This is a genomic window from Xanthomonas sontii (assembly GCF_040529055.1).
In the GTDB taxonomy this organism is placed as follows: Bacteria; Pseudomonadota; Gammaproteobacteria; order Xanthomonadales; family Xanthomonadaceae; genus Xanthomonas_A; species Xanthomonas_A sontii.
This window is the reverse complement of record NZ_CP132342.1, coordinates 640,731-655,299: the sequence shown is the minus strand read 5'-3', so window position 1 is coordinate 655,299 and position 14,569 is coordinate 640,731. Positions and strand designations below refer to the sequence as shown.

Here is a 14,569-nt window from a genome sequence, read left to right as displayed (position 1 = left end):
GGCGGCACCTTCGTCTCGGCAGCGACAGCCGCAGCAACGGCGGCGTCACCTCCAACGCCACCAAGGGCGCGGCGCTGCCCATCCCGCAGCGCGCAGGCCGCTGGCACCACGGTTGGCAATCGCATCGCCACCCGATGGCAGCAGCGCCACTGCGTCCCAGATCCAGGCCGGCACCGCGCAGGCGGTGCTGACCGCCGGCAGCGTGCCGACTCAGTACCAGCAGATCGATCCGGGCACCGGCCACGTGCCGCAGGTGGTCGGCGGCGTCGGCGCGCCGCTGGGCAACATCGTGCTGCCGATGGGCGGGCTGTACCGCCTGGTCGGCAGCAACGGCGCCAGCGTCAACACGCTGGGTCGTGCCGCCAACGGCCTGGGCGGGGTCAAGGCCAACAACAGCGCGCCCGGCCGTCGCTACCTGATCGAGACCGATCCGCGCTTCGTCGACTACAACAACTTCATCAGCAGCGATTACCTGCTCGACAAGCTCGGCGTGGATCCGCAGTGGACCCAGACCCGCCTGGGCGATGGTTTCTACGAACAGCGGCTGGTGCTGGACCAGATCACCCAGCTCACCGGCCGCCGCTACCTGGGCAACTATGCCGACGGCGTGGCCCAGTACCGCGCATTGCTCGATGGCGGCGTCGCCGAGGCCGGCACCCTGCATCTGAGCGTGGGCGTGGCGCTGACCGCCGACCAGGTCGCCGCGCTGACCCACGACATCGTGTGGATGGTGGAACAGGAGTACCAGGGCCAGAAGGTGCTGGTGCCGGTGGTGTACCTGGCGTCGAAGACCGCGCTGACCCTGCGCAGCGACGGCGCGCTGCTGGCCAGCGACAACGGCGACGTCTCGCTCAACGCCACGGCCGGCCTGAGCAACACCGGCACCATCGGCGGCGCCAATGTCAGCGCCAACGTCGGCAACCTGCTCAACCAGGGCCGCATCGTGTCCAGCGGCACCGTGCAGTTGCAGGCCAATCAGGACCTGCTCAACCTCGGCGGCCAGATCGCTGGCCGCGACGTGCTGCTCAGCGCCGGTCGCGACCTCACCAGCACCACCCGCGACGCCCTCGCCGGCGGCGACCTGCGTTCGGGCATCACTGCCGGCAACAACCTGCTGCTGCAGGCCGGCCGTGACCTCAGCCTCACCGGCACCACCGTGCAGGCCGGCAACAATGCCGCGTTGCAAGCAGGCAACAACCTGCTGCTGCAACCCACAGCGCTGCGTGACGAATCCGGCTTGATGCGCGGTGGCGATACATCCAGCCTGACGGTCGGCGGCAATCTGCAACTGGCCGCCGGCAACGATCTGATCATCCGCCAGGCGCAGGTGAAGGCCGGCGGCGACCTGATGGCCGCAGCTGGACACGACCTCGACGTGACCTCGGTGCTGGGAGACAGCCACACCACCACCGACGAGACTCGCCAAGGCAAGACCAAGGTCGTCACGGCCAGCAACATCCAAGTCATCGACCAGCAAGCTCTCACGGCCGGCGGCAACCTGGTGCTCAGCGCCGGCCACGACGTCAATCTGACCGCGGCCAAGCTCGATGCCGGTAAGGGTTTGGCGGTGGTCGCAGGCAACGACCTCAACAGCACCACCCTGACCACGGTCGATACAAGTACCACCGTAGAAACGCGCAATCGCTTCAAGCAGACCACCCGCACCCGCGACGAGACCGTCCACGGCACCGAGTTCACCGCTGGCGGCGACATCGCCCTGCAGTCCGGCCACGACGTGAACCTGACCGCGGCCAAGGCGTTCACCGAGACCGGTGCGCTGGCCGTGTCCGCCGGCAACGACGTCAACCTGCTCGCCGCGAAGGAACAGCACGACGCCGTGCAGGACATGCAGAAGAAGAAAACCGGCTTCCTGTCCAGCAAGACCACCACCACGCATGACGAGTGGCACGACAGCACCGCGGTGGCAACTACGCTCAGTGGCGACACCGTGCAGATCGCCGCCGGCCACGACCTGCTCTCGCAAGGCGCGCAGGTTGCCGGCACCGGCAATGTGGTCGTTGCTGCGGGCAACGACCTGACGCTGGAGACGGCGCAGAACACGCATAGCGAGGAGCACGAGAAGAAAACGAAGAAGTCCGGCATGTTCGGCAGCGGCGGGATCGGCGTGACATTCGGCACGCAGAAGATCCAGAACAATGCCGACACCTCCGATGTCACGCATGTGGGCAGCACGGTCGGCAGCGTGGCGGGCGACGTCACGCTGGTCGCGGGCAATCGTTACGCGCAGACTGGCAGCGACGTGCTGGCCAATGCCGGCGACATCACGGTGAAGGCAAAGGACATCGCCATCACCGAGGTCCACGACACAACCGATGCCGAGCAGCGCAGCAAGTTCAGCCAAGGCGGCCTGTCGATCACGCTCAGTTCCGCAGCACTGAACCTGGCCCAGTCCGCTTACGACACGGCCAAGGCAGGCTCCAAAGTCAGTGGCGATGCGCGCATGCAGGCGCTGGCGGCGGGGTCCGCGGCCTACAGCGCCTATGGCGCCGCCAGCTCGCTGAGTCAGACCGGAAGCGCACTGGCCAGCGGCAGCGCCGCAAGCGCTGCGCAAGGCGCGAACATCAGCATCGCCGTGACGGTGGGTGGCAGCAAGAGCGAGAGCAAGAGTACGCAGTCGGCCGACCAGGCCAAGGGTTCCAAGCTACAGGCAGGCGGCGACGTCAATCTGATCGCTACTGGCGGCGGCGATGCGAGCAACCTGCTGGTACGCGGCAGCGACGTCACCGCTGGTCACGACCTGCTGCTGGCCGCCGATCACGATGTCACCATCGAGGCGGCGAAGAACACCGCGGAGCAGCACAGCACCAGCAAGAGCAGCAGCGCTGCGGTCGGCGTTGCGATCACCTATGGCACTGATGGGCTCGCGGCGGGCGTGACGTTGAGCGCCAGCGGAGCGCGTGGCAAGGCCAATGGCGAGGATGTCAGCTACACCAACAGCCATGTGGCTGCGGGCAACAACGCCACGATCATCAGCGGCAACGACACCACGCTCAAGGGCGGGCAGGTCTCCGCGGACAAGGTGATCGCCGATGTCGGCGGCAACCTCAACATCGAGAGCCTGCAGGACAGCAGCAGCTACGCCAGCAAGGACAAGTCGATCGGTGGCAACGTCACGTTCGGCATCGGGTTCAGTGCCAGCGCCAGCTACAGCAGCAACAAGGTCAATGGCGACTACGCCAGCGTCACCGAGCAGAGCGGCATCCAGGCCGGCAAGGGCGGGTTCGACATCACCGTGGGCGGCAACACCGACCTGAAGGGCGCGGTGATCGCCAGCAGCCAGGATGCGATCGACCAAGGCAAGAACCGCCTGAGCACCGGCACGCTGACGTACAGCGACATCGCCAACAACAGCAGCTATGACGCCAAGGGCATCAGCCTGTCGGGCGGCTACAGCGTCGGCACCGACGACGATAAGGCCAAGGCCATTGAGAGCCAGACACCTTCCACCACCAACAATGGCAGCAAGTGGTCCTGGCAGAACTACAACACCGGGGCCAACGGCAGTGCGGCCGGCTATGGCCATGAGAGTGGGAACTCGCAATCCACCACGCACAGCGGCATCAGTGGCGGGGCGCTGGTCATCACCGACGAAGCGGGGCAGCAAGCCAAGACCGGCAAGAGCGTGGCCGACACGCTGGCGGGCCTGAAGCGGGATGTCGTCACCGGCGATGGCGCCGATGGCCTGACCAAACAATGGGACGGGCAGAAGCTGCAGGAGCAGGTGGCGGCGCAGGCGCAGATCACGGCGACGTTTGGGCAGCAGGCAGGGCAGTTCGTCGGTGAGTACGCGACTAAGAAAGCCGAGGAGTTGCGCCTTGCTGGTCGAGAGGACGAGGCAGCCAAATGGGATGAGGGCGGAGCCTATCGTGTTGCTGCTCACACAGTTGTGGGATTACTTGGCGGCCAAGCGGAAGGCGCGGTAGGCGCTGCAGGAGCGGCAATTGCAGCGCCGGCACTCAACAAACTGACAGCAGATCTTCCTGACGGCGTTAGAGAAGCCGTCGGCTTGGCAGTTGCTGCCGGTATTGGCTCAGTTGCAGGGGAGGGGGGCGTCGCAGCTGCGATCAATGAGGATGCTAATAATCGTTTGCTGCATCCGGCGGAAGCGAAGACGATCGCGGACTATTCGGAGGCCTTCGCGCGCTACCTGAATGATGGGAAAGATCCTTCGCCGGAGCAGGTCGAGGAAGCGAAACGGCGCTTGACGGAACGTGCGCTGTATCAAATCGACAGCGGCTTTGCCGACAATGCCTCTGCAAAAAGCGACATCCAGGCCGCGAGTTTCATCAATACGCTCTCGAAGCGACTGGGGGCGAATGTCGGGGATGTGGGCGGCGGCGTGCTGTTCGATGCGCGTGGCACTGACGCATTTGAAAATCACATCATCAATAGTGCCTACATCGTAGACAATATTTCTCTCTATAACGGAATTAATACTGAAAATTTAGGAAAGAAATATTTGCCAGGGTATTCAGGTGCGTATTTGGCGTATGCCAATGCTGTGACTGATCGGAGATGGGCGGAAGATGGAACGACGCTTCAGCAGGCTGCACAACTTGTAAATCAAGGAAACTTCTTGAAGCACTTTGCTACCAATGGCGTAGAGGCGCCTATGGTAGGAAGTCTGAATGGAATTTTGTTCAGTAACTTGGAACATGCGGGAAAGCTAGATCCACTAGATGGAAAGAGCGTTCTTGAAAATTGGGTTATTACGCAGACAATTGTTGATGCTCTTGAAGGCCCAGTGGGAGTCGGGGAAGTAGGCGGTCGTGGAAGGTCGAGTAGGGAACCGGAAAGCCCGAAAGATCTTACAGACAGTGCTTTTGTTGGAATTTCGTTAGGTAAGAATGCAGAAAATCCACTAAATGAGCCGCAAATTTTAACAAATCAAAAGATTGGATCTGAATTTGAGCGGCAAATAATTGATGCGTTTAGCCATGTTGATGGGATAAAAAACATGGATACAATTACTGTTACGCTACCAAACGGCAAGCAGGTGACGACAATTCCAGACATGTGGGGGCGGAATGTCGGCGGCAAAATTGAAGTCAAGAATGTAATAAAGCTTGACATGTCTGACCAGTTGCGGGCACAACTACAGCATTCGAAGGTAACTGGTGAGCCAATGAACATTATAGTTAGTGATCGAACAAAAAGAATATCGAAGATTCTTCAAAAGGAAGTAAGGGGTACTGGCGGAGACATCTATGTATATGATCCAAAAACTGGAAATCTGACGAAGTTCTAATCCATACAGCCATGAAGCCATTCATAAGGATTGCAATAAGTACTAAGGCCGACACGACTTCTTGGTCTGTTGGTGACGCGCTTATTAAGTTGTTTACCGAAAACAGTTTAACTTTTCCTGAATTTGTGTCTCATAATCCGGACAAGTTTTCTCAAATTTTTCCTGGGAAAGATAGCTGCAAAGACCTATGGGCAAGCGTCGCTCAAATTCGTGCCAATGGTTCAACGTCGGAATTTCATCAAGACTTCTGTTTGAGGCGGAAAAAGGCCGTTAAGTATCGTAGTTCCCTTAGCCATAGGATGATAAACATTAGATCGCAAGTCGTTCCCGCTAGCTTTGATTTAAGTGCGGATTGGAGCGACAAAATTGAATGGCATTCATTGTTTAGATCGTTATGTAAGGTCTTGAAGCCGCAGCTTGCTATGCTACATTTATTTACGAAATCAGAATTGTGTTTGATCGGCGAAAACCATAACTTCGCCATTGGCTCTTTTGGCGCTGCCCTCGACCCTAAAGTTTATGGTGTAGGTTGGGCAATGTTCTATGGCGATGAATTCCAAAAATTCGATTTGAAATCTATTGACTCCTGGGGTTTTGAGTATGAGAAAATAGGCGATGGATACATGGTTATGGCTACAGAAAAAATAGGAGATATTTTAGATGATTATTATAAATTTGATGCGCGGCGAAACGAATTGAAGAGGCATTTCCCTCCTGGATTTTTTGTGGAGAATTTTTAGTCGATTTATAAAGCAGCATGTTGTCTGCAAGTTTTAATTATTTAAATTAAGCATCTAGAGTCCGTCCTTAGATTCCGAACATGAGGATGGTGAAGGTAACGAAGTGCAGGTCTGCCAGGGTTTACGCTAGATGCCCCGTAGTCAAGGGGACGCCACGCTCCGCGACCAAGCGGAGCAGCAGCTGCATAAAGCTATTCTTGGACTTTGGCAGCGTCACCGGTTTCTGTTTCATGCTTTCCTCCTGCGCAGCTTCGGCCGGGCTTTCGTCCGCGTGGCCTTGATCCACTAAGCCAGTTTCACCGTGCCGCCCTGCAAGCCGGCCACGCCCTGTCGCTGACCCCGGTCACCGATGCCAACGGCAAGGCCACGGTGCGCACCAGCATCGCCACCGGCGGCAGCCTGCAACTGGCCGCCGGCAACGACCTCACCATCCGCCAGGCCCAAGTGAAGGCCGACGGCAACCTGATCGCCGCGGCCGGGCACGATCTCAACGTCACGTCGGTGCTGGGCGACAGCCGCACCGTCACCGACCAGACCCGCCAGGGCAAGACCAGGGTCGTCACCACCACGACCACCCAGGACCTCGACCAGCAGGCACTCACCGCCGGCGGCAACCTGATGCTCAGCGCCGGCCACGACGTCAACCTGACCGCCGCCAAGCTCGACGCCGGCAACGGCCTGGCCGTGGTCGCCGGCAACGACCTCAACAGCACCACGCTGACCACGGTCGACAGCAGCACCACCCTGGAGACGCGCAAGCGCTTCAAGCAGACCACCAGCACCCGCGACGAGACCGTCCACGGCAGCGAGTTCACCGCCGGCGGCGACATCGCCCTGCAGTCCGGCCACGACGTGAACCTGGCCGCGGCCAAGGCGTTTACCGAAGCCGGCGCGCTGGCCGTGTCCGCCGGCAACGACGTCAACCTGCTCGCCGCGCAGGAGCAGCACGACGCCGTGCAGGACATGCAGAAGAAGAAAAAGGGCTTCCTGTCCAGCAAGACCACGACGACGCATGACGAGTGGCACGACAGCCTGGCCGTCGGCACCTCGCTGGACGCTGGCAGCGTGCAGATCAAGGCAGGCAACGACATCGCCGTGGTCGGCTCGACCGTGCTGGCCCAGCAGGACGCGCGTCTGGTGGCCGGCAACGATGTGGCTATCGTCTCGGCGCAGGACCAGAGCAGCGAGGCGCACAGCAGCGCCCAGAAGAAATCCGGCTTCAGCGCCAGCTTCTCCGGCGGCGTGGCCAGCCTCGGCTACGGCAAGTCGCGCAGCAGCAGCGACAGCAGCACCGAGAGCACCACCCAGGTGGCCTCGGCGGTCGGTGCCAAGAACGGCAATCTGCTGATCAGTGCCGGCGATCAACTGACCATCGGTGCCTCCGACGTCGCCGCTGGCAAGGACCTGACCCTGGCGGCCAAGGACATCGCGCTGCTCGCGGCACAGGACACGGTGGACAACCAGTCCAATCAGTCGAGCAAGTCCAGCGGCTTCTCCATCGGCGTGACCTACGACCCGGCCGCGGCGTATCGCAGCGCACGCGATTCGGCGACCAGCAACATGCCCGACAGCGGCTCGACCATGGGCAAGCTCAGCCGGCGCGCCGAGGGCGATACGGCCGGCACCGCGGCCGCGCTCACGCCGGTGGTGATCCAGGCCGGATCGCACAGTTCCACTGCGGGTCAGAACGACAGCACCAGCACCGCGCGGGTGAGCCAGGTCAGCGCCGGCGGCAACCTGACCCTGCTCGCCAGCGACGGCTCGATCACCAGCCAGGGCACGCAACTGTCGGCCGAGGGCAACGCGCTGTTGCTGGCGAGCCAGAACATCGACCTGGGCGTGGCGCATACCACCGAGTCCAGCGGCAACGACAGCCGCGGCAAGGGCTGGAGCTTCAACAATGCGGCGGGCCTGCCGTTCGGCAACTACAACCAGAAGGGCAACGGCAACGGCCAGACCGACACCATCACCGGCACGCAACTGTCGGTGGGCGGCAACGCCAACCTGAGCACGACCCAGGGCGACATCACCCTGACCGCCAGCAACATCGCGGCACAGGGCGATGTGACCATGCACGCCGCCGGCGACCTGACCATCCAGAGCGGGCAGGACACCGCCGGCAACGCCAACGTCTCGGACAACAAGGCGATCGGCACGGTGGTCATCTCCGACACCGAGCGCTTCTCCGGTTATCACACCGAGAAGCACCGCGACGACAACGCCACGGTGACGCAGGTGGCCAGCAGCGTCGGCAGCCTGGGCGGCAACGTCAATCTGAGTGCGGGCGGCACCTACACGCAGAGTGCCAGCAACGTGGTGGCAGCCAAGGACGTGGACATCACCGCGGCCACGATCCAGTTGCTCACGGCCAACGACAGCCACGCGGCCTCCTCGCAGGACGACACACTCAAGATCGGCGCCTTCGCGCGGGTGAAATCGCCGCTGATCGACCTGATCAACAACGTCGATGCGGCGCGCAACTCCGATGGCAGGCTGTCGGCGATGCAGGGCATGGCGGCGCTGGCCAATGGCTACCAGACCGCCAGTGCGATCAGCGGCGTCGCGCAGAAGGGGGGCAGCGGCGTGCTGGTCCAAGCCGAAGCCGGCGTGGGCTACGCCACCAGCACCGAGGCGTACAAGGCCGGCAGCCAGACCGCGCAAGCGTCGACCATCAGCGGCGGCGGCAACGTCAGCCTGACCAGCACCAAGGGCGACCTGCATGTGGTGCAGGGCAACCTGAAGGCGGGCGACACCCTGCGCCTGGATGCGGCACGCGACCTGGTGCTGGAAGCGGGCAACTCCACGGCCACCGAGCAGAGCAAGGGCAGCAACGCCGGCGTGGAAGTGGGTGTGGGTGTGTCGGTGGGTGCGAAGACAGGCTACTACGCCTACCTGCAAGCCAATTTCGGCAGCCATTCCTCCAACGTCGATGGTGCGACGTGGAAGAATACGGAACTGGCGGCGCAGAACATCTCCCTCACCTCGAAGGGCGATACCACGCTGCGCGGTGCGGTGGCCAAGGCCGACCGCATCGACGTGCAGACCGGCGGCGACCTGACCATCGAGTCGCTGCAGGACACCTCGAACATCCAGTCCAAGGAGAGCGGCTATGGCGGCCGCATCCAGGTGTCCTTCGGCACCGCGTGGGATGCCAGCGGCTACGCCAGCACGGCCAAGGCCAATGGCACCTCCACCGGCGTGACCGAACAGTCGGGCCTGTTCGCGGGTAAAGGCGGCTACCACGTCGACGCGGGCAACGTGAACCTGATCGGCGGCGCGATCGCCAGCACCAATGCGGACAACAGCGACCTGACTGCCAACTCGCTGACCTTCAGCGACCTGCAGAACCGGATGGGCTACTCGGCCAGCTCCGGCAGTCTCGCCGGCGGGTTCGGTAGCAGCGGCACGCCGGCCACCGATGCCAATGGCAACCCGGTGGCAGTGAGCGCGGGCGACCAGGCCAAGAACATCGGCAGCAACATCGCCAATGGGAACTATGGCGCAGCCAACAGCGGCGGGCTGGGCGGCGGGCTGCCGATGTCCCAGAGCGGCAACGACAGCACGACCACGCGCGCCACGTTGACCGAAGGCAACATCACGATCGGCGGCAAGCGCACCACGGCAGCGGAGACTGGCATCAACACCGATGCCAGCAAGGCGAACGAGGCACTGGCGACGCTGCCGGATGTGCGCAAGGTGCTGGCCGAGCAGCAGGCCATGGGCGCGGCAGCTGGGACGGTGCTGGAGACCAGCCGCCAGGTAGCGGGCGACATCGCCGCCAATGCGGCGAAGAAGACCGCCGAGGCGCGCGATGCCTACCTGAAAGGGCTGAATGGCGATCAGCAAGCGGCGTTCGCGAAACTGGATCCAACTCAGCAACAGGATCTGTTGCTGAGCCAGAGTGCAGCCTACCGAGATGCCTATACCAGCCAAACCCAATGGGGTACCGGCGGTGAGTACAGCCGTGCGTTGCAGGCGGTGACCACTGCGCTAGTGGGTGGTGTGTCCGGGCAGAGCGGCACACAGGTGGCGAGCAACGCGCTGGCACCGTATGCGGCGCAACTGATCGGGCGGACCTTCGATGGCGACCACGGCAGCGACCCGAACGCGGCCGCGCAACTGCTCTCGCATGCGCTGCTGGGTGCTGTGCTGGCCGAGGCCAATGGCAGTTCGGCCGCAAGCGGTGCACTGGTCGGCGCCGGTGGTGAGCTGGCGGCCCAGTACCTGACAAAGACGCTCTACGGCGCCGACGCCAAGCCCAGCGATCTATCCGAGCAAGACAAGCAGACGATCCTGGCGCTGTCGCAAGCGGTCGGCGCGCTGGTGGGTGGGATCACAGGCGGCAGTCTGACCGACGTCGCCGTCGGCAGTGCGATCGCGCGCAATGCAGTCGAAAACAACCGCATGCTGACGGATACAGAAATCAACCGGATCAAAGAACTAAGCAAGGGCGATGTCCAGCTGCAGGCGGGCCTCACTGCTGCTGCGTGCGCACTAGTGAAATGCTCAGCACAATTTGCGGATGGAACTCCAGAAAAAGCATTCTGGGGTGCACTCGAAGCGAAGGGAGCGGGCGATGAGTACAAGCAGCTAGGCGACTTGCTCGCGGAGCAAATTTACCAAGACTACAGTTCCTATACTGCCGCGAAAACAGGGATTCCATCTGAAAAACAGCTTTTTGATTACGACTTAGGGGATGCCGCAAAGGATGGTGTAATCAAATGGGATAACAGTAATGGGCATCCCTTGGCTCGCTTGGGCGGTGTGCTGCAAGCAGGAACGGGCATGGCAGCCATGTCCGCAGGGGCTGGAGGGTGTGCAGAGACTGGCATTTCCTGTGTGCTGCTACCCTGGGGTGCAGATCAGACTGCCGCCGGCATTAAAACGGCAGCGACGGGGGAGCCGGCATCCACGATAGGTGGCATGCTGCTAAGCAAAACGGGGCTGCCCACGCCTTATGCAGAAGCACTCTATTCTCTGATTGGATTTGTTCCATCCGGTGCTGTTCCCGGTCTGGGCAGGTCAGCCACGACGTTGCCTATCACTACCCTTGAGCCGGTAAATGCCTTGAAACCGGTGGGTGAGGTTACTGAAACGGCGGGTAGCAACGGGGGGAGAACGGTTCTTCGCTTGGGCGACGATATTCCTGCTTCGAACGTCGCAGCTGATGTGCCAAAAGGCAACGCGATTGACACGTCTTCTTTGAATGGCTTATCTGATGTGCCAGTTGTAAGAGTAAATGCTAGAAACGCTATAAAGGGTTCTCCTGAGTATGAGTTGCTTAACAATCCTAGCGCTCGAGCACCAAATACACGATATGAACTTGATAATGGTTCTTCTTTCACAACAAATAGTGCGGGTCAGGTGGAGGAGCTAACGTTCACACCAGTTGACACGAAGGTGCCGCGAGATGCGAGACAAACAGAAGCAGGAAGACAAGGACGCAGTACAGACGTTGGTGGGCATGCTCAAGCATGCAGTCAGGGCGGTACATGCGATGGTTACAATTTGTTTGCTCAGGATAAAAATTTCAACAATTCCGCTTATAAAGTTTTTTATGAGAACGAAATCAAGCGTGCGCTAAATGATCCGACAGCTACCGTTGGCCCGACTACCATAAGATTCAATAGGTCCGTTCCTGATTCGCCAAGGCCGGACACGTTAGTTGTGACGTATACTATCAATGGAAAAACAAGCACTGTGGTTTTTGAAAACGAAGCCAATAAAATTCCTTGGAAGAAGAAATGATCATTGAAGATTTGAATACAATTAAAGAAATTTTCGCACTTCTGGACTCTGGTGTAGTCGATGGGTATGATAGTTTCACTTTTGAGGTTGAAGTGGGAGCTGGTTATATCAACACAGTGTTGACAGTTGAGAAAGATGGAATAACATCTACCAATGTCAAGACGGATATAAACTATGCAATACTGTACGCGCTAGTAAAAAACCTTAGGGAAAACGCTGTGCAACGTGGTGAGGGCTGGACTTCCTTTGTTCTCTCATACAAATTGGGTGGACAAGTAAAAACAAATTTTAAATATAATAAATAATTGCAGCTACACAGGGATGTGAGCCGTTTGCGTCGCCCGCGACACAGTGCTCAACGTCGCGGCCTTAACCTCATTTTCACCTGCACCACCTTGCAGGCCGGCAACAGCGCCGCACTGCTGGCGGGCAACAACCCTACGCTGCAACCGACCGCCCTGCGCAACGAGTTCGGCCTGACCCGCGGCGGCGATGGCACCAGCCTGACCGTCGGCAACAACCTGTCCCTGCAGGCAGGCCACGACCTGTCGCTGACCCCGGTCACCGACGCCAACGACAAGGCCACGGTGCGCACCAGCATCGCCACCGGCGGCAGCCTGCAATTGGCCGCCGGCAACGATCTCACCATCCGCCAGGCGCAGGTCAGCGTTGACGGCAACCTGATCGCCGCGGCCGGGCACGATCTCAATGTCACGTCGGTGCTGCGCGATAGCCGCACCGTCACCGACCAGACCCGCCAGGGCAAGACCAAGGTCGTCATCACCACGACCACCCAGGACATCGACCAGCAAGCACTCACCGCCGGTGGCAACCTGGTGCTCAGCGCCGGCCACGACGTCAACCTGACCGCCGCCAAGCTCGACGCCGGCAACGGCCTGGCCGTGGTCGCCGGCAACGACCTCAACAGCACCACGCTGACCACGGTCGACAGCAGCACCATCCTGGAGACGCGCAAGCGCTTCAAGCAGACCACCAGCACCCGCGACGAGACCGTCCACGGCAGCGAGTTCACCGCTGGCGGCGACATCGCCCTGCAGTCCGGCCACGACGTGAACCTGACCGCGGCCAACCTGTTCACCGACAAGGGCGCGCTGGCGGTGTCCGCCGGCAACGACGTCAACCTGCTCACCGAGCAGGAGCAGCACGACGCCGTGCAGGACATGCAGAAGAAGAAAACCGGCTTCCTGTCCAGCAAGACCACGACGACACATGACGAGTGGCACGACAGCACCGCCGTGGCAACCACGCTCAGTGGCGACACCGTGCAGATCGCGGCCGGCCACGACCTGCACCAGCTTCAGCGCTTCCGATAAATTCAACAGATGGTGTCTCAATCACAGTATTGGAAAAGCAGTTCGGCACAAAATTTGTGTCGGTCCCATCTGCTGAAAGTATCTATCAGAAGATGATTGACATAGGCGCTGGTGCGCGTGGAATTGTATACGGCTCATATGGTCCTGGTCAGCCTGGGCATGTGTTTAATGTTGTAAACCAAAATGGGGCCATTAGATTTTTGGATGGGCAAACAGGGAAGGCGGCTGACCTTGATAAATTCAAGTCGTTTAAATTTTTGAGGACAAATCAATGATAGATTTTGAGGAGGCTTTGAAGGTGGTCGTTGGTCACCTGAGTAAGTCCTCAGCGCAGTTGGTGATAACTCACTCTGAAGAGTTTCCTGAAGGGTGGTTGTTTTGCTTCGATTCTAAAGAATATGTTGAAACGGGTGATTTCTCTTTCCATCTCGTTGGAAATGGTCCTATTTTGATTGATAAGGACACCGGCGAATTGCAAGTTTTTGGTACGGCATTTCCGCCAAAGGAATATGTTGAAGAATACTCTTTGAGGAAGAGAGGCAAGTAGCAAGATAAATAGTCGGTGCAAAAGTATCTGGTGGGGCGGGCGGTTTCAATTTGCAAGCGCAACATGTGGTTTGAAGCGCGGCATCTGCATCTCATGTTCAGAGCGGCGTACAGGCGGTACTGACCGCCGGCAGCGTGCCCGGCCGGTACCAGCAGATCGATCCAGGTACCGGCCAGGTGCCGCAGATTGAAATTAAAAACACAAAAGTAAAGGTGTTCAAGTCATGAATGAGATGAGCACTATCTTGGCAAAAATAGTTATAGACGCTTGTTTGTTTTTTGAGTTTTCGGGTTCAAGTGTTATAGATCGTGACGCTGCAATTAAAATGATGGAGCAAATTGCATCTGAACTACAGGGTCTCTCAGAGAGTCAGAAAGAAAGTGTTTGTGAAATTTTTAACGAAATAGCGAGTAATTACGATGAGGAGTTTTCATCTTTTATATTGAGCTTGCCTGAAAATCTTGGGCTGATAGATTAGCCATGAATATCGCGAAACTTATTTTCCTGATGAATCAGGCACGGTTGAATTATGGCTATATGCCGGTGCAAAAGCTCCATTTGGAGGCAAATTTTTGAAAAATCAGGTCATTCTTAGATGAGTACTCTTCTTTTTGATGTCGCAAAATCTTTTGCGCTAGGTCGAATGGATGCGCGCGTTTTTTCTGAGGCTTATATGGAGATTTGGAAAATAGAGCGCGACAGAGGAGTTTTACGGGAAGATGCGGCTTCGTTAAGTGAGTGTTTGTCTAGTATTTTTTGTTTCGCTGATATGTATAGTGAAGATGCCGACGCAAGGCAATATTTCGAATTGGATGAGGCGGGGTTACTTAGCAAAGTATGCGATGAAATAAATAGGTTTGAAAAAGCCAATGTCTGACCATTTTTAATACTGCCTGATGGTGCAGGCATCAGCCTAACCGTCGACAACACA

The 14,569-nt window shown here is 59.1% G+C and carries 8 protein-coding genes and 1 pseudogene; all 9 read left to right on the top strand.

The genetic code is table 11. The features are described 5' to 3' along the window. Positions 1-112 precede the first annotated feature (112 nt). The 9 genes and pseudogenes from RAB70_RS02845 (at position 113) to RAB70_RS02805 (ending at position 14,515) form a co-directional block, all read left to right on the top strand. Complete coding sequence (locus tag RAB70_RS02845; protein ID WP_148828869.1) at positions 113-5,269, top strand: hemagglutinin repeat-containing protein; 5,157 nt, start codon at positions 113-115, stop codon at positions 5,267-5,269. Positions 5,270-5,280: 11 nt separating this feature from the next. Continuing rightward, a complete protein-coding gene (locus tag RAB70_RS02840) occupies positions 5,281-6,009 on the top strand; it encodes a hypothetical protein (RefSeq protein WP_148828868.1) in 729 nt (242 codons plus the stop codon). A 369-nt stretch (positions 6,010-6,378) separates the two neighbouring features. Next, complete coding sequence (locus tag RAB70_RS02835) at positions 6,379-11,757, top strand: hemagglutinin repeat-containing protein (RefSeq protein ID WP_230979389.1); 5,379 nt, start codon at positions 6,379-6,381, stop codon at positions 11,755-11,757. Beyond that, positions 11,754-12,062: a hypothetical protein gene (locus RAB70_RS02830; RefSeq protein ID WP_148828866.1), complete on the top strand. Its 309-nt coding sequence runs from the start codon at positions 11,754-11,756 to the stop codon at positions 12,060-12,062. Before RAB70_RS02835 ends, RAB70_RS02830 begins: the two co-directional genes overlap by 4 nt. 60 nt (positions 12,063-12,122) lie before the next feature. Further along, positions 12,123-13,067, top strand: a pseudogene (locus RAB70_RS02825) (hemagglutinin repeat-containing protein); the annotation flags it as partial. Continuing rightward, positions 12,995-13,366 (top strand): toxin glutamine deamidase domain-containing protein, encoded by a 372-nt coding sequence (locus RAB70_RS02820; RefSeq protein ID WP_148828865.1) that lies wholly within the window; start codon positions 12,995-12,997, stop codon positions 13,364-13,366. The pseudogene RAB70_RS02825 and the gene RAB70_RS02820, both read left to right, overlap by 73 nt. Then, complete coding sequence (locus tag RAB70_RS02815; protein ID WP_148828864.1) at positions 13,363-13,638, top strand: YrhB domain-containing protein; 276 nt, start codon at positions 13,363-13,365, stop codon at positions 13,636-13,638. The genes RAB70_RS02820 and RAB70_RS02815 overlap by 4 nt, the downstream gene beginning before the upstream one ends. Positions 13,639-13,861: 223 nt before the next feature. Then, on the top strand, positions 13,862-14,116 hold the full coding sequence (locus RAB70_RS02810) for a hypothetical protein (protein ID WP_148828863.1): 255 nt from the start codon (positions 13,862-13,864) through the stop codon (positions 14,114-14,116). Between the two features lie 117 nt (positions 14,117-14,233). Then, positions 14,234-14,515: a colicin immunity domain-containing protein gene (locus tag RAB70_RS02805; protein ID WP_148828862.1), complete on the top strand. Its 282-nt coding sequence runs from the start codon at positions 14,234-14,236 to the stop codon at positions 14,513-14,515. Positions 14,516-14,569: the final 54 nt, after the last annotated feature.

Bases quoted from the DNA above. Each gene is read 5' to 3' on its own strand.
- RAB70_RS02840 (WP_148828868.1), top strand. From the start codon at position 5,281: ATGAAGCCATTCATAAGGATTGCAATAAGTACTAAGGCCGACACGACT.
- RAB70_RS02815 (WP_148828864.1), top strand. From the start codon at position 13,363: ATGATAGATTTTGAGGAGGCTTTGAAGGTGGTCGTTGGTCACCTGAGT.
- RAB70_RS02810 (WP_148828863.1), top strand. From the start codon at position 13,862: ATGAATGAGATGAGCACTATCTTGGCAAAAATAGTTATAGACGCTTGT.
- RAB70_RS02805 (WP_148828862.1), top strand. From the start codon at position 14,234: ATGAGTACTCTTCTTTTTGATGTCGCAAAATCTTTTGCGCTAGGTCGA.
- RAB70_RS02830 (WP_148828866.1), top strand. From the start codon at position 11,754: ATGATCATTGAAGATTTGAATACAATTAAAGAAATTTTCGCACTTCTG.